Genomic DNA, 24,893 nt, shown 5'->3' on the forward strand with positions numbered 1-24,893 from the left:
TCCTGAATCTCTGATGAGCTATGAGCAATAAACAGACATAACAGGGAAAATGCAGGTTTCTGTTGCCAGGTACCTGCGAACCCCGCCTTACGCGGCTAGGCGCAAGGGCTTAAGTTTCGGTCTTGCTACTGCTTACACAGCAACTGCAACCGGAGCACGATTGTCGTTTGCAATTGTACTATTTTCGCCGGTAACGGTGGCAGACAGCCGAGACAAAGCTAACCCCTTTAGACGTTCGTCGATCCTGTTTCGGCCCCATGGTCCTCAAACGAAGGATGTTGGTGGAGCCGCCGGGTACCGCCCCCGGGTCCGATCCGCTTATTACGAGCGCGTTTATGTCCATAGTCCCGAAGGACCTCTCTTATATAGGTGAGGTGACGATGGGATGCAAACTCGGAATCTGGGCTATGGGGTGGTTTGGTTTCAATGGGTTAGGATGCTCTGTTCATGTTTGCCAGAATAAGCCAGATGGCGAGAACAAGTTCGATTCCACCAAAAATCATTGCTTTCGCCAAAGGTGGATGATCGAGAGCAACAGAAACGAATCTGCCAAGTGCCGCACCAGAATAGACTATCCCCAGCATCACATAAGCCATCGGATTGTTAAGCCACAGCACTGCAGCGCCGGTGACGACAAACAGCCCACCAACCGAGGCGCGCATTTCACTGAGACCCATGGTGCTTTTGGTCGGGACCAGATCCAATGCGTTAGCAGTATGCGCAGGCGCCAGGAAGCCAAATAAACCGAATGCTATTGTCAGCAAAGCGGCAACTACATTGAGGATAGTGATCATTTCCACCTCATAATTCGTTTTCAAACCCCTGTTATAAAATCATTTAGATCAGGCCGGTTTGCGTTTTTTCTGGGCAACATCTTGCGCCAGTTGCCGAGTATAGCTCTCAAGCTGAACCAGCGCCGCATCAACCTTTTCAGCGTCACGCGCCTCTAAGGCATTGGCGATGTTGGTGTGCAACGCGATGATTTCTTCCCGCGAACGAGCGGTGAAGGTGATCATGTTCATTAATGGCTGCATCGCCTCGACAGCGCCAGCCAGCTGGTAGGACAAGACCGGATTGCCAGCGCCATCGACCAGCGCTCGATGGAAGGCAACATCTGAGGCGCAGAATGCTTCGTCAGTCAGACCGGGCTGTGCCTGCCGAAAGATCTCGGCCCGCATTGTCGCAAGCTGATCTGCCGTTCGACGTTGCGCAGACAGGGACGCACAGGCTCGTTCCAACGCGTACCGTGCCTCGCACGCAGTGTCGAAACTGACCGCGTTCATCGACAGTAATAGCGTTGAGGTCGTAACCTGTTGAGAATAAGCGCCTTCAAAGCTTAGTCGATTTACAAACGCGCCCCCTGTGGCCCCACGTTGTGTACGGATCAGAGATTGTGCCGCCAAGCGTTTCAAAGCTTCGCGAACAGTCGGGCGCGAGACATTGAATTGCTCGGCAAGTTCAGATTCGGAGGGCAAGCGTTCATCGACGATGAGCTGCCCCGATATGATGGCATCCCGGATCGCTTGGGCAATTTGAGCCGATAGATCGGCAGAGCTTTGGGGGTCAATCTTCATGGTCGCTTGGATCAAAAGTAAATTTTTATTTGTCTGACATTTAAAAGTCTGACATTTGAAAAGCAAGAGAGTTGAGTCGGGAGAGGCAAGTGAGTCGCTCAGTTTTCCGCAGCGCGCTTTGGTTGGGCTTCTACATCGCGATCCTTTGGGCGTGGTGGATGATGGTCTCGATGAGCCGCGATATGGATTTGGACTGGATCGGGCGGCCCGGCCCGATGGGACAGGCCATGGCGGCGATGGACCCGCGCATGGATATGTATATGCCCATGGCCGAGTTTCGCCCGCTGTTCTCGATGTGGGCAATCATGATGGCGGCAATGATGCTGCCAACACTAGTCCCCACATTGCGCAGTTACGATGATCTGATCCGCAGCGCGAATGGCACGCGGGCAGGGTGGCTGGGCGTTCTATCCGGGTACTTCATAGTTTGGGTGGGTTTTGCTGCGTTGATCACCGGCCTGCAGCTGGCACTGCTGTTCGGAGGTGCGGTTGATATGCTGGGCATCGCCAAATCGCCCTACTTGGCTGCAGGCCTGCTTATGGCAGTGGGCGCGTTCCAATTCACCCGTGCAAAAGAGGTCTGCCATGGCGTTTGTCATGCGCCCATGATGTATTTTCTGGGACATTGGAAAGCGGGTTTCTCAGGCGGCCTGCGCATGGGCCTTGGGTTGGGTGCATTTTGCGTTGGCTGTTGCTGGGGCTTCATGGCTCTGGGCTTTGTGGGCGGCGTCATGAGCCTGCTGTGGATGGGGCTGGCGACGCTGTTCATGGTTTTGGAAAAACTACCCCAAATCGGACACGTAGTGACCCGGCCGATGGGGTTCATCTTAATAGCGGGCGGTCTGGCACTGCTCGTACATCACATTACTTACGGAGGATAGGTCTATGGCTAAGAACAGAAAACCGGATGCGGATAAGCTGCCGGTCAGTCAGAGAATTGACAGCCGAATGCCCAATCCCAAGCGCCGAGAGATGAGCCCGACCGACTGGGCAGTCAAGGGTGAACTGATCCTGAACTGCTCCTGCGATGTGTTTTGTCCTTGCGTCGTCTCGCTAGGCGCACACCCTCCGACCGAAGGACATTGCCATGCGTGGATGGGAATCGTGATCGACGAAGGGCACTATGAAGGCGAGGACCTGTCAGGTCTCAACGTCGGGCTGTTGGTTGATATCCCCGGGCGCATGGGAGAGGGCCAGTGGAAAGTCGCGGCTTACGTCGACGAACGCGCCAGTGGGAAGGCCTATAACGGGTTGCTGCAAATATTCAGCGGGCAGGCAGGCGGCACTACCGGTCTGTTCACCATGTTGGTTAGTGAAATCATCGGGGCAGAGCGTGCACCGGTTCAAATCGAGCGAGATGGGACAAAGCGCCGGATCATGATCGGGCGGAAAATTCAAGGCGAGATCGAGATGCTGGCTGGTAAAGACCCTGAGCATCCAGTGATGGTTTCAAACTCGAAATATTGGATGGGCCCGGACATCATCGTGGCCAGAGGAACGAAATCCAAGGTACGTGATTACGGTCGCGTCTGGGACTTTGGCGGGAAATCAGCGGAGATTTGCCCCATCGACTGGCACGGGCCAAAGTAATGATCACCGGTGCCTATGCCCGTGAGTTGGCGCGTTATAGTCGATGGGAGAACAGTCAGTTAAAGGGTTTTCTTAAGACTCTTTCCGACGAAGAACTGACGCGGAAACGGGGCGCCTTTTTCGGTTCAATCATGGGAACAGCCAATCACCTGCTTTGGGGGGACTGGATCTGGATCTCACGGTTCGACAAAGGCCCTGGACCAGGCGGTGGCATCCCAGAGAGCGTGTCAATCTGCGCTGGTTTGTCCGACTGGTTGCCGCTGCGGGATACCATTGACGATCGGATTACTAGGTGGAGCGAAACGTTGGGAGACGACGAACTTACGGGCCCGTTCACATGGTATTCCGCTGCAAAAGAAGACGATGTAACAAAGCCTTATGCGCAATGCATCATTCACATGTTCAATCACCAGACTCATCATCGCGGACAATTGCACCAAATGCTGAGCGAGGCAGGCTCTGATGCGCCTGTGAGCGATCTTGTCTTTCTGCCAGAGGATTTCTGACATGGCAGTCATTACACCGAACCGACGCGTGCGCAAAACCCCGTTTACTCCGGGTGTCGAAGCCGAAGGGGTTAAGGGATACACTGTCTATAATCACATGCTTCTGCCTACAGTCTTCGAAAGTGTCGAGGCTGATGCTGCGCATCTGAAAAAGCATGTGCAGGTGTGGGATGTCTCGTGTGAGAGACAGGTTCTGATCAAAGGCCCGGACGCGCTGCGACTGATGAAAATGCTCAGCCCGCGCGATATGGACAAGATGCAGGCAGATCAGTGTTATTATGTGCCGATCGTTGACCAAAATGGCGGTATGCTGAATGACCCGGTGGCGATCAAACTGGCAGATGACCATTACTGGCTTTCCGTCGCTGATGGAGATCTTTGGCAATTTGCTCTGGGCATCGTGCTTGCCCTGGAGCTGGATGTCGAAGTTTCCGAACCAGACGTGTCTCCGCTAGCTGTTCAAGGCCCCAGGTCAGATGATCTGATGGCACGGGTATTTGGAGAAGATGTCAGGGACATAAAATTCTTCCGATACAAGAGGTTGCCCTTCGAAGATACATCGTTTGTCATCGCCCGATCCGGCTGGTCGAAACAAAGTGGGTTCGAGATCTATGTCGAAGGGGCGGATTACGGAATGCCGCTTTGGGATACGTTGTTCGCAAATGGTCGCGACCTGAATGTACGAGCGGGTTGCCCCAACGGAATTGAACGGATCGAAAGCGGCCTATTGAGTTTTGGGTCGGATATGCGACGCGAGAACACTCCTTATGAATGCGGGCTTGAGCGCTTTTGCAATTCTCCGCTGGATTACATCGGTAAGGCCGCTTTGGCGGATCACGCGGAAAACGGGCCGCCCAGACAAATCCGTCCGCTGACTATCGAGGGCGAGATCGGCCCGTGCACCGAATCCTGGCCTTTGATGGCTGAGGGTCGTCAGGTGGGGCAAGTGGCCTCTGCTGCATATTCGCCCGAGTTCGAGGTGAACGTCGCCATAGGGATGGTGGACCGGTCGCATTGGGCACCCGGCACACGGATCGAGTTGATGACTGAACACGGTATGCGATGGGCCGTCGTACAAGAGAAATTCTGGCGCTGAGCCCTGTATCTGAGGACATGCCCATACGGGCAACTAAAGGAGTAAGTTTATGTTTAATTCACTCGTCGTTGAAAAAGATGAAGAAAGTGGCCTCGCAAGCGCCTCGGTAAAACAGATATCTCTGGATGATTTGCCGGATGGAGAAGTGACTGTTGCTGTCGAATATTCAACGGTTAACTACAAAGACGGGCTGTGTATGTCGCCAAAGGGTGGCGGCTTGGTGCGGAGTTATCCGCATATCCCGGGTATCGATTATGCGGGCACCGTCGAGCAATCCTCTGATGATCGCTATAAACCCGGTGACAAAGTCGTTTTGACGGGCTGGCGCGTGGGTGAGGCGCATTGGGGCGGGTATTCTCAGAAAGCGAATGCCCGTGCAGATTGGCTGGTTCCTTTGCCGCAGGGTTTGGATACGCGACAGGCGATGGCGGTTGGCACCGCAGGATTTACGGCCATGTTAGCCGTCATGGCGCTGGAAGATCATGGAATGCAGCCGGGCCATGGCCCGGTGCTAGTCACGGGTGCCGCAGGCGGCGTAGGTTCGGTCGCCACTGCCATTCTGGCTCATCTGGGATATGAGGTCGCAGCAGTAACCGGTCGCCCGGATACCGCTGACTACCTGAAGTCTTTGGGTGCAACCACAATTGTTCCGCGCGACGAATTGAACGAAACCACCAAGCGTCCGCTGGAAAGTGAAACCTGGTCCGGGTGTGTTGACGCAGTGGGTGGCGCCATGCTCGCCCGCGTATTGGGTCAGATGAAATATGGGGCATCAGTTGCTGCCGTTGGACTTGCCGGAGGTGCGGGTTTGCCTGCGACTGTGATCCCATTCCTACTGCGTGGCGTGAATCTGTTGGGTATCGACAGCGTCATGCAGCCCTATGACAACCGTGTTCGCGCTTGGCAGCGTATTGCTACCGATCTGCCCATGGAAAAGCTTGAGGCCATGATTCACCCAGCAACACTGTCTGATCTGCCGCAATTGGGCGCGGATATTCTGCAGGGACAAGTCAAAGGTCGCGTCGTAGTCGATGTGAACACCTGATATTGATTGTACCAAGAAGAATCCGACCGAATTCAGTGTTCGGTCGGTCCCTTGGTCGCGATTGGGGCCGGAATGCCGGAAACAGTTCTGGTCATTGCCACAATTCATCCGCATGATTGCTATACATCCCAATTGTGATGGCTTAAGACCCATCCAAACATCACCTGAAGACGGGGAGTGAGCAGCATGTCTGATGATTTCGTACTCGACACCGATGATCTGAAACGCCGTATGGACGGCGCAATGGCCAACCTCAGAACCGAATTCGCTTCATTGCGGACCGGGCGCGCGTCGGCCTCGATGCTTGAGCCCGTGATGGTTGACGCGTATGGCTCGATGACTCCGATCAATCAGGTCGGCACCGTAAACGTCCCCGAACCACGTATGGTTACCGTAAATGTCTGGGATAAAGGTCTTGTGGGCAAAGTTGAAAAAGCAATTCGTGAAAGCGGGCTTGGCATCAATCCACAGCTGAATGGCACGATCATCATGCTGCCGATTCCTGAGTTGAACGAGGAACGCCGGCGTGAATTGGGCAAGGTTGCAGGCCAATACGCCGAAAGCGCGCGTGTTTCGATCCGGAACGTGCGCCGCGACGGTATGGACCAGATCAAGAAAGCCAAAGCCGATGGCATGTCCGAGGATGATCAGAAATTCTGGGAGGTAGAAGTGCAGGAGCTGACCGACACGATGATCAAATCCGTCGATGAGGCACTTGAGACCAAGCAAGCCGAGATTATGCAGGTCTGAGACTCGGTCATGCCAAAGGATCCCGATAACGCTTTGCAAACCGGTCCGCGCCATGTGGCCATTATCATGGACGGCAATGGTCGATGGGCTCAGGCACGGGGACGGCCTCGGTTGTTTGGCCATCACGCAGGCGCGCGGCGTGTTCGTGAGGTGGTCGAGGCCTGCCCAGGGCTCGGGATCAAATATCTGACGATCTTTGCGTTTTCGACAGAAAACTGGAAGCGTACGCAGGTGGAGGTTGCAGGCCTCATGAGCCTGTTCCGACGCTATATTGTCAAAGAAACCAATACGCTAAAGAACAATGGTATCCGGGTGCGATTTATCGGTGACCGCGTACGTTTGGATGCCAAACTTACCGAGCTGATGGATACGCTTGAACGTGAAACGCAGGATAATGATCTGGTTCATCTGACAGTCGCCTTGAACTATGGCGGTCGAGATGAGGTTGCTCGCGCAACCAAACGTTTGGCGCGTGACGTGGCCGAAGGTGTTTTGCGTCCCGAAGATGTGGACGAGGAAACTCTGCCCAAATATCTGGACACGCGGGTTCTGCCGGACCCTGATCTGGTAATCCGTACCAGTGGTGAAGCCCGAATTTCGAATTTCTTGCTCTGGCAATCTGCCTACTCAGAGTATGAATTCATAGATACATTGTGGCCCGACTTTACTGCTGCCGAGTTGGAACGTTTATGCCTGAACTATGGATCGCGTGAACGGCGATTTGGGGCGGTTCCGGCATGAGTGATGGCCGATGGTCTGATCTGACCGCTCGGGTTTTGTCAGCGTCCGTGTTGGTCCTCATAGCGGCCATCATGGTGTGGCTGGGTGGACTTTGGTTCGAGGCATTTATTGCCACTGCGTGCGGGCTCATGACGTGGGAGCTGGTGCGGATTGTAGACCCTCAGCAACGAGGTGTCGCGATTCAGCTTGCGATATTGACCGGTTTCGCCGTCGTTCTGAGTTACCATTTGCCGCCGCTGTATAAAATTCCATTTTTGTTGGCACCTGCTTTGGTTGGCGCGGGTCAAATCAAGTGTGCGCGTGGTACCTACGCGCTTTTTGCGATCTGGATAGCAACTTCGGGGTTGGGCTTTATCTCGATACGCGAAAGCTTGGGGTTTGGATGGATGGTGTGGCTGATCCTTGTTGTCATAGCGACGGATGTTGCCGGGTATTTTGTGGGCAAAACGCTTGGTGGACCTAAGTTTTGGCCAAAGGTCAGCCCCAAGAAAACATGGTCCGGAACAATAGGGGGATGGGTCGCCGCAGGAATAGTTGGTGCATTATTTGCGTTCTACGCGGGTTTTGGTTTGGCTTTCGTAGTTGTATCGGTTCTCGCCTCGATGGCGAGCCAGATCGGCGATATCGTCGAAAGCTCAACAAAACGCAGGTTTGGAGTTAAGGACAGTTCGAACTTGTTACCCGGTCATGGTGGCTTTCTGGACCGGTTCGACGGGATGATGGGGGCCTCGGTCTTTGTCCTGTTGGCAGGGTTGCTTTATGCACCCGGAGGCATGTGATGCGAAAGGTATCGATATTCGGCGCGACGGGATCGATCGGGCAGAACACGCTTGATCTGATTTCGAGGGATCCGAATGCCTATGATGTCGTCGCACTGACAGGTGGCGGCAATATTTCGAAATTGGCGCAAGATTCGGTCCGTCTGGGCGCAGATATTGCTGTCACCGCGTTTGATGACAGGTTGGATGACCTGCGTTCAGCCTTAGCCGGAAGCGGTGTTCAAGCGGCTGCAGGGCAGACGGCTTTGATCGAGGCAGGTGCGCGCCCTGCAGATTGGATTATGTCAGCGATTGTCGGCGCTGCAGGGCTTGCTCCGGGGATCGAAGCCCTTAAGCAAGGCGCGACGCTTGCGCTGGCGAACAAGGAAACGCTGGTATGTGCAGGACCTTTGGTGCTGGAGACTGCTCGGAATTACGGCGCAAGGCTTCTTCCTGTCGATAGTGAGCATTCGGCAGTCTTTCAGGCCCTTGTTGGCGAAGACATGGCAAGTGTCGAGCGGATCATTATCACGGCAAGCGGTGGCGCATTTCGGGATTGGCCGCTGAGTGATCTGGCGAACGCAACTGTCGAACAAGCGTCAAGCCATCCGAATTGGAACATGGGGCAGCGAATTACAATCGACAGCGCTTCGATGTTCAATAAAGCGCTGGAAGTCATAGAAACAAAAGAATATTTCGGCATTCAGCCCTCTGAAATCGAAGTTCTGTTGCACCCCGAATCTATTGTTCATGCGATGGTTGGGTATCGGGATGGTGCCTTGATGGCACACTTGGGTGCACCCGATATGCGCCATGCCATCGGATACGCATTGCACTGGCCCGAGCGGCTCGATCTACCTGTCGCAAGGCTTGATCTGGCTCAATTGGGGCAATTGAGCTTTAGCGCTCCGGATGAGGCCCGGTATCCTGCGTTGCGTCTTGCACGCGAAGTAATGCAACGCGGAGGATTGTCGGGTGCGATCTTCAATGCCGCAAAAGAGCGCGCGCTGGACCACTTTATCGCCCGTAGAATTCGGTTTCTGGATATGGCTGACGCAGTTTCGTCGGTTTTAGAGCGATTTGAGGCGACAGATGGCCTTATTGATGCTCCGTCGACTCTTGATAATGTACAGCAAACGGACCATCTCGCACGTAAGTGGGTCGATGAAACCGTATTGGAACGAGCAGGATAATACCTTTGGACATACTCTCTTTGATCCCGCAATTCGGCAATCTTCTCTATACGATAGTTGCCTTTGTTATTGCGCTTTCAGTAATTGTCGCTGTGCATGAATACGGTCATTATATTGTCGGGCGCTGGTCGGGCATTCATGCCGAAGTGTTTTCGATCGGCTTCGGTCCGGTTCTGTGGAGCCGGGTAGATAAGCGCGGCACACGGTGGCAGGTCGCGTTGCTTCCATTTGGCGGATACGTCAAGTTTTTGGGGGATGCCAACGCTGCGTCTGGCAAAGATACGGATGCGATGAACGAAATAGTCGAGCAGAGCCCGGAAGAATTGCGTCGAACGATGCATGGGGCACCGCTATGGGCACGTACCGCCACTGTGGCGGCTGGGCCTATGTTCAACTTCGCGATGTCGATCCTGGTTTTTGGATTTGTGTACTGGTCGCAAGGCGTATCACGAGAACCTTTGACAGTCGGTTCCTTGCAACCGCTCCCCGGAGTCGAGCAGGGGTTGCTTGAAGGGGACGAAATTGTTGCGATTGCAGGCGTGCCGACACCGGATTTTGATAATGCAGGCAGTTGGTCGGACTTCGTTGATGCTCTGCCCGTACAGCCTGAACTGGACTATACTGTAATCCGGGACGGTGAGACCATCGATGTTTCTGCCCCGTGGCTGTTTCCAGCGTTGATCCAGCAGGTTACACCACGCAGCGCTGCAATGGACATACAATTGCAGCAGGGCGATGTAATTACAGCGGTCGATGGCGACCCGATTTTCAATTTCGAACAATTGAAAGAACGTGTCGAAAGCTCGGACGGGCGCGTGTTGCTTCTGGACGTTTGGCGCAATGGAACCGAGCTTGAATTTGCTCTGGCCCCCAGACGTACTGACGAGCCGAAAGCAGATGGTGGTTTTGTGACCCATTGGCGGATCGGGATCGTTCGGGGGATGATGTTCGAACCTCAGACTGTTCCCGCCGGCATCTGGGATTCCGTAAAAACCGGTTTTGCCCAGACCGGACGCATTATCGAAGGGTCATTGTCCGGTATGTGGCACATGATCACGGGGGCAATCAGCACGTGCAATATATCCGGCCCGATCGGGATTGCGGAAACCTCTGGCGCGATGGCCAGTCAAGGTGCACAGAATTTCATCTTCTTTATCGCGGTACTTTCTACGGCGGTTGGGCTGCTGAACTTGTTCCCGATCCCAGCGCTTGATGGCGGACACTTGTTGTTTTACGCCTACGAAGCTGTCTCGGGCAAACCACCCAGTGACAATGCCCTGCGGATTTTGATGGGGATTGGGATAACGCTGATCCTTTCGTTGATGATCTTCTCTGTCAGCAATGACCTGTTCTGCTGAATAAGGTGTGACAGGCACCGTTTGGACGCAATATTGCCGCAATTGAAGCTTATCTTCATTAGTGTAATTCGATGAGCGGGCTAGAGAGCGATGACCGAAGCGTTGCAGAGATCTTACAAAAGCGTCAGCGTCCTTTTTCAGTTGAACTGGGATGTATTACTTAGCTTTGGCGTAACCGCCCTGGCATTGGCTGTAGGTGGATATATCGTCGGTTTGTGATTCTTCAGACCAAGGCAATGAAAATGTAACGGCCCACCGGGCCGTTTTTTTGTGTTTGCTCTTTTGACATGGCTTCTCAATCCGGCTACTCAGCAACTACAGGCTGAGATTTCTGGGTAGTGATAAAAATGACTGATTGCAGGGGCACGAGCACATTCTGCGGCGCTCGAGGGCAGAAGACCAACATTTTGTGGCAGGCACTAACGCTCTTTTTTCTATTTGCTACACCGGGTTTGCTGGTATTACCGGATCCTGCTCAGGCGCAATCTTACACGATTAACCGCTTCGAGGTTGAAGGCAATCGACGGATCGAAACCTCGACAATCATCGCACGCACGGGAATCGAGCCAGGGCAAACTGTTAGCGCCGGACAGATAAATGATGCTTTTCAGCGTTTGCTTGACAGTGGTGTTTTTGAAACAGTCGAACTGACTCCTCGCGGAAACACACTGGTTATTGCGGTTGAAGAGTACCCGACGATTAATCAGATCAGCATTGAGGGGAACCGTCGCGTTAAGGATGACGTACTGCTCGAGGCGATCTCGTCTCAGACCCGCCGCGTCTTTACCCCGCAATTGGCAGAAGCCGACGCAGATTTGATCGCCGAGATCTATTCTGCGCAGGGCCGGGTGTCAGCAACGGTGATTCCACGCATCATCCGCCGAAATGACAATCGTGTGGATTTGGTTTTTGAGGTGGCCGAAGGCACCACCATCGAAGTTGAGCGCGTCAGCTTTGTTGGCAACCGTGCTTACTCCGACCGCCGCCTGCGTCGTGTGCTCGAGACCAAACAAGCAAATATTCTGCGGACTTTCCTGCGGGGCGACACGTTTATTGCTGATCGTATCGAATTCGATAAGCAGGTCATCCGCGATTTCTACCTTTCGCGCGGTTACATCGATTTCCGAGTAAACAGTGCCAATGTGGAATTCACGCGTGAACGGGATGCGTTTTTCCTGGTTATGAATATCACCGAAGGTCAGAGATTCGCCTTTGGTCAGATTTCAACTGTAAGCGAAATTCCTGGCGTCGATCCGGCACCCTATCAGGCAGCACTAAAGGTCAAGCCTGGTGTTATCTACTCGCCGACTTTGATTGAAAACTCGATTGCTCGACTTGAGCGTCTGGGTCTGAAACAGGGCGTTGATTTCTTGAGGGTTGAACCTCGGGTGACGCGCAACCCGCGTGATCTGACGCTGGATGTTCAGTTTGTCCTAACCCGCGGCCCGCGTATTTTTGTCGAACGCATCGACATCGAAGGCAATACCACAACACTTGACCGGGTGATCCGGAGGCAATTCGATACCGTGGAAGGTGACCCCTTCAATCCCCGAGAAATCCGTCAGAGCGCCGAACGTATTCGTGCGCTGGGCTTCTTCTCAACCGCTGATGTTGAAACCCGCGAAGGTACATCTCCAAGTCAGGTCATCGTTGATGTCGATGTTGAAGAACAACCAACCGGATCGCTTAGCCTGGGTGGTAGCTACTCGGTCTCGGACGGTTTCGGGATCGCCATTGGCCTGAACGAATCCAATTTCCTGGGCCGTGGCCAGAATCTAGGGATCACGCTTTCGACGGCTCAAGATTCTGAGCAGTATACAATTAACTTTACCGAACCTTATCTGCTGGGGCGGAAATTACGCTTTGATCTTGGGGTAGGTCTTGCAAGCACCAACTCAAGCTTTGCGAGTTACGACACCAAAACCGTCTTTTTTAATCCTCAGGTCAGCTATGCCATCGGCGAACTTTCAGCGCTGCGTTTGCGTTACGGCTGGAACCAAAGCGAAATGACCCAGCAGAGCAACGAGACCAATGGGGCGGTCATCGCTTCCGAAATTGCTCAGGGCAAAAGAACCAGCAGTTCGATTGGTGTTTCTTATGTGTACGACAGTCGATTGGGTGGCTTGAATCCCAATGCAGGCGTCTTGTTTGAGCTTGGCGTAGATGCAGCTGGATTGGGCGGCGACAACGAGTATATCAAGACCACAGCCCGCGCGATCGCTCAGAAACGCGTACTCAACGAGGAGGTCGTGCTACGGGCATCTCTGGAACTTGGCGCGCTCAACTGGACCGGGGATGATTTTAGCCGGACCATTGATCGATTTGTGCTTGGCCCGAACACGTTCCGTGGTTTCGAACCTGCCGGTCTTGGGCCGCGCGACCTTTCCAACGGTCAGGACGATGCCATCGGTGGTAACTATTATTGGGTTGCCCGGTTCGAGTCTGATTTCCCCTTAGGCTTGCCTGAAGAGCTCGGATTGCGGGGTGGTTTATTCTACGACGTAGGTAACCTTTACAACATCAACAACGTGGATACGTCGGGTGCCGATATCGTCGGAGCCAGCGGATCCATCCGCCATGTGGTAGGTGTCTCGGTTCTGTGGACAACGCCATTTGGTCCGCTGCGCTTCAACTTTTCACAAGCGCTGAAGAAAGAAGAGTTCGACAAGGAACAGAGCTTTGACCTGACCATTCAGGCACAGTTCTGATCCCAGATGTTGACTAAAGTTATGAATAATCTGCAGGGCCCGCTAAGGGCCCTGTGTGTTTGGGCGGCCCTGATGGCGCCAAGTCTATTGTTGGCGCAACAATTGGGCGTTCCGCAATCAGACGTACTTACCATTTCAAGTGAACGGCTATTTGCTGATTCTCGTTTCGGTCAGCGCATTTTTCGCGAGATTGAGGCCGAGAGCGCTCTGCTAGCGGATGAGAATGAGTTGATCGTGGCACAGCTCAGCAAAGAAGAGAAAGACCTGACGGACAAGCGCTCTGAAATGTCCGCCAGTGAATTTCGACCTTTGGCCGAGGCTTTCGATGAGAAAGTCCAGTCGCATCGGGATGGCCAACGAGCCAAACTGGATGCTTTGGCGCGGCACGGAGAAGAAGCACGCAATCAGTTCTTTGAGATGGCTCAACCTGTATTGATCGAACTTCTACGCGAATATGGGGCGTCGATTGTCATCGAGCGTTCAAATGTTGTTCTCAGCTCGGATGCGTCGGATATTACCGATACCGCAATTGCCCGGATTGACGCGGCAATTGGCGACGGGTCTGCACTTGAAGACGCTAATGACGAATAGGCTGGCTTGCCCTTAAGTACGCGTATTGCTAACCACGCTTGAAAGAGACATCCAAAACAGGACATCCGCACCATGACCACGGAAACCCAGAGCGCCGACATTCAGCTGATTCAGCGTATATTGCCGCATCGCTATCCGTTTTTGCTGGTCGACAAGGTCGTGGATATTGACGGCTATCAATCTGCAGTTGGCATCAAGAATGTCACTATGAACGAGCCGCATTTTCAGGGTCATTTTCCTGGCACGCCGATCATGCCCGGTGTGACCATTGTCGAAGCGATGGCGCAGACTGCAGGTGTCATGTTGGGTGTTGGTATGGACGTGATCGACAGTGAATTGCTGATCTATTTCATGAACATCGACAAATGCAAATTCCGCCGCAAAGTCGTGCCCGGTGACGTGCTTGAGATGCATGTCGAAACTGTGCGTGGCAAGAAAGGCGGCAAGATCTTCAAGTTCAGTGGTCGCGCGACCGTTGAGGGTGAGGTCGCCGCCGAAGCCGAATTTTCGGCCTATGTCGACTGGGACATGGAAAAGACAACATGAGCGGCATTCATCCCAGCGCCATTATCGAAGACGGTGCGCAGATCGGGCAGGGCTGCACGATTGGTCCGTTCTGCCATATCGGGCCGTCCGTCCGTCTAGGCGATCGGGTTGAGCTCAAGTCCCATGTGGTAGTCACCGGCGATACCTCAATTGGTGACGACACAGTGATCTTCAGCTTTGCTGTTGTCGGCGAAATCCCACAAGACAAAAAGTTTGGCGGCGAAAACACTCGGCTTGAAATCGGTGAACGCAATCGCATTCGCGAGCACGTCACCATCAATACCGGCACGGATGGCGGCGGTGGCGTCACGCGGATTGGCGATGACTGCCTGCTGATGGCTGGCGTCCACGTTGCGCATGATGTGCAGATCGGTAACCGGGTCATTTTGGTGAACCACGCAGGCGCAGCAGGTCATTGTATAATCGAGGATGACGTCATCGTTGGCGGTATCTCGGGTCTGCATCAGTTCGTGCGCGTTGGTCGCGGGGCCATCATCGGTGCGCTGACTATGGTTCCGAACGACGTGATTCCGTATGGTCTGGTTCAGGCACCACGCGGTGAGCTTGATGGATTGAATCTGGTTGGGTTGAAACGGCGCGGTGTCACGCGCGAGGATATCTCAGCGCTGCGCGCAGCATTCAAAGAGTTGTCGGAAGGTGATGGCACCTTCATGGATCGCGCCAATCGTTTGGGCGAGGAGGCAGACAACGAATATGTGCGCCAGATTGTCGAGTTTGTGACGGGGCAAACGGACCGTTCCTTCCTGACGCCGAGGAAATGAGACATGTTGGCGCTGATCGCAGGAACTGGGGCATTACCGGACGAGGTGGTTGCATGTTTGCCGAACCGACCCTTGATTTGCGCGCTGGAAGGGTTTGAGCCTGAAAGGTTGAATGTTGACGTGGTCTTTCCGCTTGAGGAATTGGGCAGCTTTATCGCCGATCTGAAAGCGCGCGGCGTGACCGAGATTTGCATGGCTGGGGCTGTGCGCCGGCCCACCGTAAATCCTGCGCGCATTGATGCTGCGACGATGCCATTGGTCCCGATTTTACAAAAGGCCATAATGGCCGGTGATGACGGTGCCCTGCGCGCGGTTATCGGGATTTTTGAAGATTCTGATTTGACGGTCCGTGCCGCGCACGAGATCGCACCGGATTTGCTACCGCCGCTCGGCGCGCTGACTGAGGCACAACCCTCGGATACTGATCACGCAGATGCTGACCGTGCGGCAGGTATCCTGCGCAGCATGGGGACTGCAGATGTCGGTCAGGCATGTGTAGTGCTGAAAGGGCAAGCGCTAGCAATTGAGGGCATCTATGGTACTGCTTGGATGTTGCAGTCGCTGACCCAACGCCCTGACGCGGGTGGGGGTATTCTGTACAAAGGCCCCAAACCCGATCAGGACCGGCGCGCGGATATGCCTGCTATCGGACCCGGCACCGTATCGGGCGCGGTTGCGGCGGGCTTGTCAGGTATTGTCATCGAAAAGGGCGGTGTCATTGTCCTGCAACGGGACCGAGTGATTGAAGAGTGCAATCGCCTCGGTCTATTTCTCTACGTTCGCGAGCGCACCGTCTGATGCGCGTATTCTTGGTCGCGGGTGAACCGTCGGGCGACCGATTGGGCGCCGCTTTGATGGAGGGACTTAAAACCCTTTCGCCAGAGGTGCAGTTTGATGGGGTCGGCGGTCCACTGATGCAGGCGCAAGGACTGAGCAGCCGCTTTCCCATGTCCGAACTCAGCGTCATGGGATTGGTCGAGGTTTTGCCCAAGTTCTTTCACTTGAAGCGCCGGATCGCCGAGACCGCTCAGGCGGTTCTGGACACGCAGCCGGACGTGTTGATCACCATCGACAGTCCGGACTTCTCGCTGCGGGTCGCTAAACTGGTGAAGGCGTTCAGCAGTATTCGAACCGTCCACTACGTTGCACCCAGCGTTTGGGCCTGGAGGCCAGGGCGCGCCGACAAAATGGCGAAGGTGATCGACCATGTTCTGGCGCTGCTGCCGTTTGAGCCGCCATATATGGAGCGGGTAGGGATGGAGTGTGATTTTGTCGGTCACCCCGTCGTAAACGAGCCGATTGCGTCTGAACAAGATATCAAGAAATTCCGTGCGGATCATGAACTGGGCGACGCTCCCATTGTTCTCGCATTACCCGGCTCTCGGCGGGGAGAGGTCGAACGATTGGCCCCGATATTTGGCGCTGCTCTGCAAGAATTCCTGACAGATCGACCCGATACCCGTGTCGTCGTGCCTACAGTCGCCCATATGGTTGATGTGGTTGCCGAACAAGTTCAGGATTGGCCGGGACATCCGATTGTTGTCGATCCACGAAAGTTGCCGTCGGACCATGCACAGGTTCAGAAGAGGGCGGCCTTCGCGTCAGCCGATCTGGCATTGGCGGCATCGGGCACCGTGTCACTGGAACTGGCTGCACAGTCAACGCCGATGGTGATCGCTTATAATCTGAATTGGCTGACCAAATTGATCGCGAAGCGCATGGTCAAGCTCGATACGGTGACGCTTGTCAATCTGGTCTCGGACACGCGTGCTGTACCTGAATGTCTGTTGGACGACTGCCAGCCGCTAAAGATCGCGCCAGCACTGGAAGAGGTTGCAGCTACGCCGGACGCCCAACATGAGGCTATGGCGATAACGATGGAGCGCCTTGGGCGGGGTGGAGAGGCGCCGGGTCTGCGCGCGGCAAAAGCCGTTTTGGACAGAATGAACACGTGATGCTGGATCACGTGATCTTTGCCGCCTCTGCCTACATGGCACAGGTTCTGACTAACCTCGACAACCTCGCAGCGCTTGTTGCGCTGATGATGGTTTCCGGTCCGCGACGGACCGTTGCGGGGTTCCTGCTTGCGCAGATATTGATCATCGCCGCCGCCTTGTTGCTGGCTTTGGGTGTCGATGACGTGGTGCCACATTGGGCTGGCTATCTGGGTGTGATCCCGCTTGGCCTCGGCGTGATTGGGGTTATCCGGCAGTTTCGGGGATCAGAGACCGAGGAGGCTCCGCAAGTATCCTCAGGTGCCTCAACCGTTGTAACGATGTTGCTGTTCATAAGCCTGTCGATGGATACATTCGCTGTGCTCGCACCGCTTTTGGCAGACTCGGCCCCAAGCTACCGTATTGCAGGCGTTACAGGTGCGGTTGCTGCGGCCCTGACGCTAACCATGCTTGGTCTGCTAGGCGCGCGATCTCCGATCATGACCGGCGGGTTTGCACGGCGACTTGAGAAACTGGTTCCTTACGTAATGATCTGTGCCGGTATCTATATCCTCAGCAATTCCTGGACCGACGCGATTTAATAACCGCGCCAGATCCAGCCGCCGCCAAAGATGCGGCTTCCACCAGTTTCGTAAAACACACAAGCCTGACCCGGAGAGATACCTTCTTCGGGCGTAAACAGCTCAACCTCGGCCGTCGTGTCGGACAGAGGCCGAATGATCGCCTCGCGCGGCGGGCGGGTCGAACGGACCTTGACCGAAACATGCCATTCGTTTTTTGACGTGAAGGGTTCATCCCCAAGCCAATTGATTTCACGCACCGGAACGGTCCGTGTAGCCAACATCTCTTTGGGGCCGACGACAACCTGCTTTTTGTCGACGTCCAGCTTTACTACATACAACGGCTCACTCAGGCCACCGATGCCAAGCCCGCGGCGCTGACCGATTGTATAGTGAATCACTCCATCATGCTGTGCCAGAACACGGCCATCGGCATGTACGATTTCGCCCGGCTCTGCAGCACCTGGGCGCAACTTTTCGATTACGCTGGCGTAGTTGCCGTTCGGTACAAAGCAGATGTCCTGGCTGTCAGGTTTGTCCGCAACCGCCAACCCGTATTGCGCCGCCATCTCGCGCGTGGCGTCCTTGGAGGGCAGGTGCCCCAAAGGAAAGCGCAGGAAATCCAACTGCTCGGGCGTTGTCGAGAAAAGGAAATAAGACTGGTCGCGGTTGGCATCCTCAGCACTATGCAACTCGGCCCCATTGGTTCCCATCTTACGCTGGATATAATGACCGGTGGCCATACAGTCGGCCTCTAGGTCCTTGGCGGTTTCCAACAGGTCCTTGAACTTCACCCGCTCATTGCAGCGGATACAAGGCACCGGAGTCGCTCCTGCCAGATAGCTGTCAGCGAATTCGTCGATTACAGCGTCTTTAAAGATGTTCTCATAATCCAGTACATAATGAGGGAAGCCGCGCTCTTCGGCCACGCGGCGCGCGTCGTGGATATCGATCCCAGCACAACACGCGCCTTTCTTGGCAAGCGCCGCGCCGTGGTCGTAAAGCTGCAGCGTAACACCTACAACGTCATAGCCCTGATCAGCCAGATAGGCCGCGACAACAGAGCTGTCCACGCCGCCAGACATAGCCACAACCACCCGCGTTTCCGAGGGCGGTTTGGCAAAGCCAAGCGAGTTTAGCGGGGTCTCGGTATCGAGGGCCATTGACGGTTCCAGTCCGGGTTAAGAAAGACCGGCAGAATATAGGAAAATTCTACACACTCTCAAGGGGCGGTTTCACACCGTTTTAAGTAGATTGGATGCAGCTTTGTCGCAGCAGAAGAAGGTGGAACAGATGTATTTGCACAAAGTGGAAGGTCCAAGATCGGTCACCTTGCCGGATGGAAGCGTGCTAACACGCGCCGATCTACCCCCGGCAGACACGCGGCGATGGGTAGCTTCGCGCAAAGTAATTGTCGTGCGTGGAGTGCTTTACGGGCTAATTTCCCTGTCTGATGCAAAGAAACGCTACGGCATCAGCGATGAGGAATTCAATTCCTGGGTGTCAGCCGTCGCAGAGCACGGAATCGATGCGCTGAAGGTGACTGCATTAAAAAAATATCGACAACCTAAAGGAGAAGATGAATAAATGATTCAACGGTAACGTCAGATTAACCATTTTTATACAGGCTCAGATCAGTTGAAGAATTTGACCTAATTGGAGCAGTGAAAAATGCGCATACTTCTTGTCGAGGATGATCCAACCACGTCCAAGAGCATTGAATTGATGCTGACGCACGCAAATCTCAACGTATATGCGACGGACCTTGGCGAAGAAGGAATCGATCTGGCCAAGCTGTATGATTATGACCTCATTCTGCTTGACCTGAATTTGCCTGATATGAACGGCCACGAAGTGCTGCGCCAACTGCGGATCGCACGCGTGGAAACACCGATCCTGATCCTGTCGGGCGCGGACGACACCGAAAGCAAGATCAAAGGCTTCGGGTTTGGTGCAGACGATTACCTGACCAAACCCTTCCATCGCGAAGAGCTGGTGGCGCGTATTCACGCGATCATCCGGCGCTCCAAGGGGCATTCCCAGTCCGTGATCCACACAGGGCAGGTGGCCGTCAATCTGGATGCCAAGACCGTTGAGGTAGAAGGAAAGACCGTGCACCTGACGGGCAAAGAATATCAGATGCTTGAGCTTCTAAGCCTGCGTAAAGGTACAACTCTGACCAAAGAGATGTTCCTGAATCATCTCTACGGCGGCATGGATGAGCCAGAATTGAAAATTATCGATGTGTTCATCTGCAAGTTACGTAAGAAGCTCAGCAACGCCACTGGTGGTGAGAATTATATCGAAACAGTCTGGGGTCGCGGTTATGTTCTGCGCGATCCACAATCCAGCAATATGGGTGAAGCCCGCCTTGCCGTTGGTGCCTGATTTGATCTGACTGCTACCGTCGATGGTCCAGGACGGTAATTTCACTCGCGTCTCAGCACAACACTGGACCTGATCATGGCCTCGTCCTATCACTGGATTCTAATATGACGTGACAGGGCGGGGCCATGAGCGATACCACTGCAATCGCAGAATTGACGGAAGACGAAGCACGTGCAGAACTGGCTCGGCTTGCCAAGGAGTTGCAGAGGGCCAACCAGCTTTATCACACTGAAGATGCGCCGGAAATATCAGATGCCGATTATGATGCCCTCAAACGTCGCAACGCCGATATTGAGGCGCGCTTTCCAGAACTAAAACGTGCAGACAGCCCTTCGGATCAAGTAGGGGCACAAGTTTCAGACGGGTTTTCCAAAGTCACGCATGCAGTGCGGATGATGTCACTTGGCAATGCCTTTGACGATGAGGATGTTGCCGATTTTGACCGCTCAATCCGCAAGTATCTCGGGTTAGGGGAAGACGTACCGCTTGAATATACAGCCGAGCCAAAGATCGATGGCCTCTCGTTATCCTTGAGGTATGAACACGGCGAGCTGATTCAGGCGGCGACCCGAGGGGATGGTGAGACCGGGGAAAACGTGACCGCCAATGCGCGCACGGTGTCGGATATTCCGCACCGAATTGAAGGTGCTCCAGATATATTCGAGGTTCGCGGCGAGGTTTACATGTCTCATCATGATTTCGAAGCGCTGAACGCCCGGCAAATTGAAACAGGTGGAAAGACTTTCGCAAATCCGCGTAACGCAGCAGCTGGTTCGCTGCGCCAACTGGACTCGGAAATAACTCGGTCACGTCCACTAAAGTTTTTTGCCTATGCCTGGGGCGAACTGTCGAAACCTCTGGCTGAAACGCAAATGGCGGCAATCGAACGACTCAAAGCATTGGGCTTCCAAGTCAACGCGCTTACGCGTCTCTGTTCCACGACAGGTCAGATGCTGGATCATTACCGCGCGATCGAAGAACAGCGTGCGATTTTGGGATATGACATCGACGGGGTGGTCTACAAAGTTGATGATCTGAGTCTGCAATCCCGGTTGGGATTCCGCTCGACAACGCCCCGCTGGGCGATCGCGCATAAATTTCCGGCCGAACTGGCCTGGACCCGGCTTGAAGCGATCGACATTCAGGTGGGTCGGACCGGAGCGCTTAGCCCGGTTGCACGTTTGCATCCTGTGACTGTCGGTGGGGTCGTTGTGTCGAACGCGACGCTGCACAATGAGGACTATATCGCGGGGCGGGACGCCAAAGGCGGGGTTATCCGCGATGGCAAAGACATACGCATCGGCGATTGGGTGCAGGTTTATCGGGCAGGGGATGTGATCCCAAAGATTTCCGATGTTGATCTGTCAAAACGGCCGGATGATGCAAAACCTTATTCCTTTCCAACGACATGCCCGGAATGTGACAGTGAGGCGATCCGCGAAGAAGGTGATGCTGTACGCCGATGCACCGGGGGTTTAATTTGCCCAGCGCAGGCGGTGGAGAAACTTAAACATTTCGTGTCGCGCAAAGCCTTCGATATCGAAGGGCTCGGTGCCAAACAGATCGAGATGTTCCACAACGACCCCGTTCTGCCTATCAACACACCTGCCGATATCTTCACCTTGAAAGAACGAGACGCTGAAAATCTTGCCCGTTTGAAAAACCGCGACGGTTGGGGAGAGACCTCGGCCAGCAATCTGTTCGCCGCGATTGATGACAAACGAACCATTCCCTTCGCTCGATTGTTGTTTGCACTCGGAATTCGCCATGTGGGCGAAGTCGGCGCCAGGGATTTGGCCCTGTTCTATCGGGATTGGGATCAAATGACCGCGTCAATCGATACGGCGCGACCCGCAGCACTTGCGCAGCGTGCCGCTGACGAAGCGGAAGATGCAGAGAGGATCGCAGCTATCGAAGAAGGTCGGCGTGCCAGGGTGAAAGAGGCGCGGGATGCAATGGTTGCAAGCCTAAATGTACCAGCGGACGCTGTCAGCGTTTGGACGGATTTGATTGCTATTGACGGCATTGGAACCACGCTGGGGCTGTCGCTGTCTGACGCCTTTGCCAACCCGGATGAACGAAAGGCGTTTGATGAACTACGCAGTCACTTAACTATTGTTCCACCAGATGCGCCTGCATCGGACAGCCCGGTTGCAGGAAAAACGGTCGTCTTTACAGGAACGCTTGAGAAGATGACGCGCGCCGAAGCCAAGGCGCGCGCCGAGGCGTTGGGTGCCAAGGTGTCGGGTTCAGTCAGCCAAAAAACCGATTTGTTGGTGGCGGGTCCGGGTGCTGGGTCGAAGGCAAAGAAAGCGGCCGATTTGGGTATCGAAACCCTGGATGAAGACGGCTGGCTTCAACTGATCGGCGATCTATGAGCGGCAGGCCAGAGCAACTCTTTCCGCTGTTCGCAGGGCTTGAAACGCTGGATGGTGTGGGACCAAAAACAGCGCAACTTTTCGGCCAATTAGACATCGAGTCGCCGCGAGATGTCTTGTTTTCATTGCCATATGCGCTGATCGACCGGCGCCGACGCGATACCATACAAGGGGCCGATCTTCCGACCACATTGACGGTAGAGGTCACGATCGGAACCCACCGGCCTCCGCGTAACAAAGGTGGTGCATACCGCATTCATGTCGAGGACAGCCAAGCGGATTTTCAACTAGTGTTCTTTCACGCGCGCGGGGATTATCTGAAGAAACTGTTGCCGCAGGGTGCGCGCCGCGTGGTTTCGGGAAAGCTGGAACTGTTTGATGGAATGGCCCAGATGGTACACCCCGATCACATGGTTGCGCCAGAAAACGCAGGTGAGTTACCAGAGTTTGAACCGGTTTATCATCTGACCCAGGGCGTTACGCAGAAAACAGCGTACAAGGCGGCGCAAAGTGCACTCAAGCGGGTGCCTGCTCTGGCTGAATGGGCAGACCCAGCTCAGGTGGCTCAGCAAAACTGGCCTGACTGGTCGGCTGCAATTCGTGCTGCTCATCATCCGCATGGAGCGGATGACGTAGCCCCTTTTGCACCCGCAAGGGAGCGTCTGGCCTATGATGAATTGCTCGCCCATCAGCTGACTTTGGCTCTGGCACGACAGCGTGAGCGGAAGGCGCGTGGCATCGTCAGCCTTGGGACAGGGGCGCTACAATCTAAGGTGCTTGCAGGCTTGCCGTATCGACCAACCGATGCTCAATCCCGTGCGATCGAAGAAATTTCGGCGGATATGGCCTCGGGTTCCCGCATGAATCGATTGCTGCAAGGCGATGTCGGCGCGGGAAAGACGCTTGTGGCGTTTATGACGCTTTTGATCGCGGTTGAAGCAGGCGGGCAAGGGGTAATGATGGCACCCACCGAGATCCTTGCCCGACAACATCTTGAAGGACTGCGACCCTTAGCCGAAGAGGCCGGAGTTGTGCTGGAAATTCTGACCGGGCGCGACAAAGGGGCCGAACGTCGGGCGAAGTTGGCCGCACTGAAACAAGGTGAAATTCAAATACTGGTCGGCACCCATGCGGTATTTCAGGACGATGTCGAGTTTAAAGCCCTAAGGCTGGCCATCGTTGATGAACAACACCGTTTTGGTGTCCGCCAGCGGATGGAATTGTCCGAAAAAGGCCAGCGCGCGGATGTTCTGGTGATGACCGCAACGCCCATCCCGCGCAGTTTGGCGTTAGCGCAGTATGGTGACATGGATGTCTCGGTTCTTGATGAAAAGCCACCTGGCCGAAAGCCAATCAAGACCGCGATAGTCAGCACTCAGCGCATGGACGAGGTTGTGGCCCACCTGAGCGGCGCGATTGATGCGGGCAAACAATGCTATTGGGTGTGTCCACTAGTCGACGAATCCGAAGTCTCAGACCTGACCGCCGCCGAGGAGCGTTTCAAGCGGCTGCGCGCGATTTTGGGGGATGATGTGGTGGGGCTGGTGCATGGCCAGATGCCACCCACTGAAAAAGATGCTGCAATGGCAGCGTTTCAGACTGGCCAAACCAAGGTTCTAGTCGCGACCACGGTGATTGAAGTTGGGGTCAATGTTCCCAATGCCACAATCATGGTGATTGAACGGGCAGAGATTTTCGGATTGGCGCAATTGCACCAGTTGCGGGGGCGGGTTGGACGCGGAGAGGATGCTTCGACCTGTTTGCTGATGTATCAACCGCCACTTAGCGAAGGTGGCCGCAAGCGTCTAGAAGTTCTGCGTGAAACCGAGGACGGGTTCCGCATTGCCGAGACCGATTTGCAGATGCGCGGCGCGGGTGACTTGATCGGTACAGCGCAATCTGGCTTGCCCAAGTTCAGGATTGCCGATCTCGAACGGCAGGCCGGATTGATGGCTGTAGCGCAATCAGATGCGCGCGCGTTGCTCTCTTCAGACCCCAAGTTGACATCAGACCGAGGCCAGGCGGCGCGTCTTCTTCTGTGGCTCATGAAACAGGATAAAGCGATCCGTTTGATTTCAGTGGGTTAGACCGTGAATCCCATTAAGTTCGCAAATGTTCTCAAAAAGTTCTTTACCGACTCGTTAAAATATGAGAACAAAAGGTCAACAAATGATTAAACCCGACCGGAGGTGAGACCATGCTGAGCCAGATCAAAACTGCCTTTACCCGTTCGCAATCCACGATATTGCAGGATGCAGCAGGCGCGGTTTCTCTGGTTGTGATGCTGGTGGTTGCCCTTCATCTGCCAAGCGGGTTCTAAGCCTTTCTGCCTGCGATCTCGTGCCGATCACACCGCGCTTGTCTCCCCGTCATG

At 54.6% G+C, this 24,893-nt stretch carries 25 protein-coding genes and 1 other RNA gene; 22 read left to right on the forward strand and 4 right to left on the reverse strand.

Translation table 11 applies throughout. From position 1 onward, the window contains the following. Window positions 1-48: 48 nt before the first annotated feature. The 3 genes from ssrA to ACR0DU_RS02700 all read right to left on the reverse strand — a co-directional run bounded on the left by ssrA (window position 49) and on the right by ACR0DU_RS02700 (window position 1,574). Window positions 49-395, reverse strand: a transfer-messenger RNA (tmRNA) gene (ssrA, locus tag ACR0DU_RS02690). Window positions 396-431: 36 nt separating this feature from the next. Continuing rightward, a complete protein-coding gene (locus ACR0DU_RS02695; RefSeq protein WP_480872345.1) occupies window positions 432-794 on the reverse strand; it encodes a DUF4345 family protein in 363 nt (120 codons plus the stop codon). 48 nt (window positions 795-842) lie between these two features. Continuing rightward, on the reverse strand, window positions 843-1,574 hold the full coding sequence (locus tag ACR0DU_RS02700; RefSeq protein ID WP_480872347.1) for a FadR/GntR family transcriptional regulator: 732 nt from the start codon (window positions 1,572-1,574) through the stop codon (window positions 843-845). Between the two features lie 89 nt (window positions 1,575-1,663). Here ACR0DU_RS02700 and ACR0DU_RS02705 point away from each other — a divergent pair, with 89 nt between their 5' ends. From ACR0DU_RS02705 to ACR0DU_RS02785, 17 genes are all read left to right on the forward strand, one after another. Next, on the forward strand, window positions 1,664-2,455 hold the full coding sequence (locus ACR0DU_RS02705) for a DUF2182 domain-containing protein (protein WP_480872349.1): 792 nt from the start codon (window positions 1,664-1,666) through the stop codon (window positions 2,453-2,455). A gap of 4 nt (window positions 2,456-2,459) precedes the next feature. After that, window positions 2,460-3,164, forward strand: a complete 705-nt coding sequence (locus ACR0DU_RS02710; protein WP_010439955.1) for a DUF1326 domain-containing protein — start codon at window positions 2,460-2,462, stop codon at window positions 3,162-3,164. Further along, on the forward strand, window positions 3,134-3,670 hold the full coding sequence (locus tag ACR0DU_RS02715; protein WP_480872351.1) for a DinB family protein: 537 nt from the start codon (window positions 3,134-3,136) through the stop codon (window positions 3,668-3,670). The genes ACR0DU_RS02710 and ACR0DU_RS02715 overlap by 31 nt, the downstream gene beginning before the upstream one ends. Window position 3,671: 1 nt before the next feature. Next, window positions 3,672-4,766: a dimethylsulfoniopropionate demethylase gene (locus ACR0DU_RS02720; protein ID WP_480872352.1), complete on the forward strand. Its 1,095-nt coding sequence runs from the start codon at window positions 3,672-3,674 to the stop codon at window positions 4,764-4,766. Between the two features lie 49 nt (window positions 4,767-4,815). Next, window positions 4,816-5,811, forward strand: coding sequence for an acryloyl-CoA reductase (gene acuI / locus ACR0DU_RS02725; RefSeq protein WP_170470038.1), 996 nt, complete (start codon window positions 4,816-4,818; stop codon window positions 5,809-5,811). 186 nt (window positions 5,812-5,997) lie between these two features. Further along, window positions 5,998-6,561, forward strand: a complete 564-nt coding sequence (gene frr / locus ACR0DU_RS02730) for a ribosome recycling factor (RefSeq protein WP_170470041.1) — start codon at window positions 5,998-6,000, stop codon at window positions 6,559-6,561. 9 nt (window positions 6,562-6,570) lie between these two features. Then, the gene (locus ACR0DU_RS02735; protein ID WP_170770779.1) at window positions 6,571-7,302 is read left to right on the forward strand and encodes an isoprenyl transferase; all 732 of its coding nucleotides are present in this window, start codon (window positions 6,571-6,573) and stop codon (window positions 7,300-7,302) included. Further along, entirely contained in the window at window positions 7,299-8,081 is a 783-nt protein-coding gene (locus tag ACR0DU_RS02740; protein WP_480872354.1) for a phosphatidate cytidylyltransferase, read from the forward strand. The genes ACR0DU_RS02735 and ACR0DU_RS02740 overlap by 4 nt, the downstream gene beginning before the upstream one ends. Continuing rightward, window positions 8,081-9,253, forward strand: coding sequence for a 1-deoxy-D-xylulose-5-phosphate reductoisomerase (gene dxr, locus ACR0DU_RS02745; protein ID WP_480872356.1), 1,173 nt, complete (start codon window positions 8,081-8,083; stop codon window positions 9,251-9,253). The genes ACR0DU_RS02740 and dxr overlap by 1 nt, the downstream gene beginning before the upstream one ends. 5 nt (window positions 9,254-9,258) lie before the next feature. After that, complete coding sequence (gene rseP, locus ACR0DU_RS02750) at window positions 9,259-10,611, forward strand: RIP metalloprotease RseP (protein ID WP_480872358.1); 1,353 nt, start codon at window positions 9,259-9,261, stop codon at window positions 10,609-10,611. A 347-nt stretch (window positions 10,612-10,958) separates the two neighbouring features. Then, window positions 10,959-13,319: an outer membrane protein assembly factor BamA gene (gene bamA / locus ACR0DU_RS02755; protein ID WP_480605551.1), complete on the forward strand. Its 2,361-nt coding sequence runs from the start codon at window positions 10,959-10,961 to the stop codon at window positions 13,317-13,319. Window positions 13,320-13,391: 72 nt separating this feature from the next. Further along, entirely contained in the window at window positions 13,392-13,910 is a 519-nt protein-coding gene (locus ACR0DU_RS02760; RefSeq protein ID WP_480605554.1) for an OmpH/Skp family outer membrane protein, read from the forward strand. Window positions 13,911-13,982: 72 nt separating this feature from the next. Next, window positions 13,983-14,456 (forward strand): 3-hydroxyacyl-ACP dehydratase FabZ, encoded by a 474-nt coding sequence (fabZ, locus tag ACR0DU_RS02765; RefSeq protein ID WP_010439978.1) that lies wholly within the window; start codon window positions 13,983-13,985, stop codon window positions 14,454-14,456. Beyond that, window positions 14,453-15,238, forward strand: a complete 786-nt coding sequence (lpxA, locus tag ACR0DU_RS02770) for an acyl-ACP--UDP-N-acetylglucosamine O-acyltransferase (RefSeq protein WP_170470062.1) — start codon at window positions 14,453-14,455, stop codon at window positions 15,236-15,238. Before fabZ ends, lpxA begins: the two co-directional genes overlap by 4 nt. A gap of 3 nt (window positions 15,239-15,241) precedes the next feature. After that, window positions 15,242-16,036 carry an LpxI family protein gene (locus ACR0DU_RS02775; RefSeq protein ID WP_480872360.1) on the forward strand — a complete coding sequence of 265 codons (795 nt, stop codon included), beginning with the start codon at window positions 15,242-15,244 and terminating at the stop codon, window positions 16,034-16,036. Continuing rightward, window positions 16,036-17,193: a lipid-A-disaccharide synthase gene (gene lpxB / locus ACR0DU_RS02780; protein ID WP_480872362.1), complete on the forward strand. Its 1,158-nt coding sequence runs from the start codon at window positions 16,036-16,038 to the stop codon at window positions 17,191-17,193. Before ACR0DU_RS02775 ends, lpxB begins: the two co-directional genes overlap by 1 nt. Beyond that, complete coding sequence (locus tag ACR0DU_RS02785; RefSeq protein WP_170470071.1) at window positions 17,193-17,774, forward strand: cadmium resistance transporter; 582 nt, start codon at window positions 17,193-17,195, stop codon at window positions 17,772-17,774. Before lpxB ends, ACR0DU_RS02785 begins: the two co-directional genes overlap by 1 nt. On the opposite strand, the gene mnmA is transcribed toward ACR0DU_RS02785, so the two are convergent. Beyond that, window positions 17,771-18,916, reverse strand: coding sequence for a tRNA 2-thiouridine(34) synthase MnmA (mnmA, locus tag ACR0DU_RS02790; RefSeq protein WP_170539558.1), 1,146 nt, complete (start codon window positions 18,914-18,916; stop codon window positions 17,771-17,773). The two genes, ACR0DU_RS02785 and mnmA, sit on opposite strands and share 4 nt — an antisense overlap. Window positions 18,917-19,046: 130 nt before the next feature. Here mnmA and sciP point away from each other — a divergent pair, with 130 nt between their 5' ends. The 5 genes from sciP to ACR0DU_RS02815 all read left to right on the forward strand — a co-directional run bounded on the left by sciP (window position 19,047) and on the right by ACR0DU_RS02815 (window position 24,839). Beyond that, window positions 19,047-19,340 (forward strand): CtrA inhibitor SciP, encoded by a 294-nt coding sequence (gene sciP / locus ACR0DU_RS02795; RefSeq protein WP_170470893.1) that lies wholly within the window; start codon window positions 19,047-19,049, stop codon window positions 19,338-19,340. A gap of 84 nt (window positions 19,341-19,424) precedes the next feature. Beyond that, complete coding sequence (gene ctrA / locus ACR0DU_RS02800; RefSeq protein WP_170470075.1) at window positions 19,425-20,141, forward strand: response regulator transcription factor CtrA; 717 nt, start codon at window positions 19,425-19,427, stop codon at window positions 20,139-20,141. 125 nt (window positions 20,142-20,266) lie between these two features. Beyond that, entirely contained in the window at window positions 20,267-22,519 is a 2,253-nt protein-coding gene (gene ligA, locus ACR0DU_RS02805) for an NAD-dependent DNA ligase LigA (protein WP_480872365.1), read from the forward strand. Then, window positions 22,516-24,606 carry an ATP-dependent DNA helicase RecG gene (recG, locus tag ACR0DU_RS02810; RefSeq protein WP_480872366.1) on the forward strand — a complete coding sequence of 697 codons (2,091 nt, stop codon included), beginning with the start codon at window positions 22,516-22,518 and terminating at the stop codon, window positions 24,604-24,606. The genes ligA and recG overlap by 4 nt, the downstream gene beginning before the upstream one ends. 110 nt (window positions 24,607-24,716) lie before the next feature. Further along, window positions 24,717-24,839 carry a hypothetical protein gene (locus tag ACR0DU_RS02815; RefSeq protein ID WP_010440002.1) on the forward strand — a complete coding sequence of 41 codons (123 nt, stop codon included), beginning with the start codon at window positions 24,717-24,719 and terminating at the stop codon, window positions 24,837-24,839. Window positions 24,840-24,893 lie beyond the last annotated feature (54 nt).

Source organism: Ruegeria sp. G2, assembly GCF_056533505.1.

Excerpts from the sequence above, each read along its gene's own strand:
- ACR0DU_RS02695 (WP_480872345.1), bottom strand. The coding sequence starts at position 794 with ATGATCACTATCCTCAATGTAGTTGCCGCTTTGCTGACAATAGCATTC.
- ACR0DU_RS02700 (WP_480872347.1), bottom strand. The coding sequence starts at position 1,574 with ATGAAGATTGACCCCCAAAGCTCTGCCGATCTATCGGCTCAAATTGCC.
- ACR0DU_RS02710 (WP_010439955.1), top strand. The coding sequence starts at position 2,460 with ATGGCTAAGAACAGAAAACCGGATGCGGATAAGCTGCCGGTCAGTCAG.
- ACR0DU_RS02720 (WP_480872352.1), top strand. The coding sequence starts at position 3,672 with ATGGCAGTCATTACACCGAACCGACGCGTGCGCAAAACCCCGTTTACT.
- acuI (WP_170470038.1), top strand. The coding sequence starts at position 4,816 with ATGTTTAATTCACTCGTCGTTGAAAAAGATGAAGAAAGTGGCCTCGCA.
- frr (WP_170470041.1), top strand. The coding sequence starts at position 5,998 with ATGTCTGATGATTTCGTACTCGACACCGATGATCTGAAACGCCGTATG.
- ACR0DU_RS02735 (WP_170770779.1), top strand. The coding sequence starts at position 6,571 with ATGCCAAAGGATCCCGATAACGCTTTGCAAACCGGTCCGCGCCATGTG.
- ACR0DU_RS02740 (WP_480872354.1), top strand. The coding sequence starts at position 7,299 with ATGAGTGATGGCCGATGGTCTGATCTGACCGCTCGGGTTTTGTCAGCG.
- dxr (WP_480872356.1), top strand. The coding sequence starts at position 8,081 with ATGCGAAAGGTATCGATATTCGGCGCGACGGGATCGATCGGGCAGAAC.
- bamA (WP_480605551.1), top strand. The coding sequence starts at position 10,959 with ATGACTGATTGCAGGGGCACGAGCACATTCTGCGGCGCTCGAGGGCAG.
- ACR0DU_RS02760 (WP_480605554.1), top strand. The coding sequence starts at position 13,392 with ATGGCGCCAAGTCTATTGTTGGCGCAACAATTGGGCGTTCCGCAATCA.
- fabZ (WP_010439978.1), top strand. The coding sequence starts at position 13,983 with ATGACCACGGAAACCCAGAGCGCCGACATTCAGCTGATTCAGCGTATA.
- lpxA (WP_170470062.1), top strand. The coding sequence starts at position 14,453 with ATGAGCGGCATTCATCCCAGCGCCATTATCGAAGACGGTGCGCAGATC.
- ACR0DU_RS02775 (WP_480872360.1), top strand. The coding sequence starts at position 15,242 with ATGTTGGCGCTGATCGCAGGAACTGGGGCATTACCGGACGAGGTGGTT.
- lpxB (WP_480872362.1), top strand. The coding sequence starts at position 16,036 with ATGCGCGTATTCTTGGTCGCGGGTGAACCGTCGGGCGACCGATTGGGC.
- ACR0DU_RS02785 (WP_170470071.1), top strand. The coding sequence starts at position 17,193 with ATGCTGGATCACGTGATCTTTGCCGCCTCTGCCTACATGGCACAGGTT.
- mnmA (WP_170539558.1), bottom strand. The coding sequence starts at position 18,916 with ATGGCCCTCGATACCGAGACCCCGCTAAACTCGCTTGGCTTTGCCAAA.
- sciP (WP_170470893.1), top strand. The coding sequence starts at position 19,047 with ATGTATTTGCACAAAGTGGAAGGTCCAAGATCGGTCACCTTGCCGGAT.
- ctrA (WP_170470075.1), top strand. The coding sequence starts at position 19,425 with ATGCGCATACTTCTTGTCGAGGATGATCCAACCACGTCCAAGAGCATT.
- ligA (WP_480872365.1), top strand. The coding sequence starts at position 20,267 with ATGAGCGATACCACTGCAATCGCAGAATTGACGGAAGACGAAGCACGT.
- recG (WP_480872366.1), top strand. The coding sequence starts at position 22,516 with ATGAGCGGCAGGCCAGAGCAACTCTTTCCGCTGTTCGCAGGGCTTGAA.
- ACR0DU_RS02815 (WP_010440002.1), top strand. The coding sequence starts at position 24,717 with ATGCTGAGCCAGATCAAAACTGCCTTTACCCGTTCGCAATCCACGATA.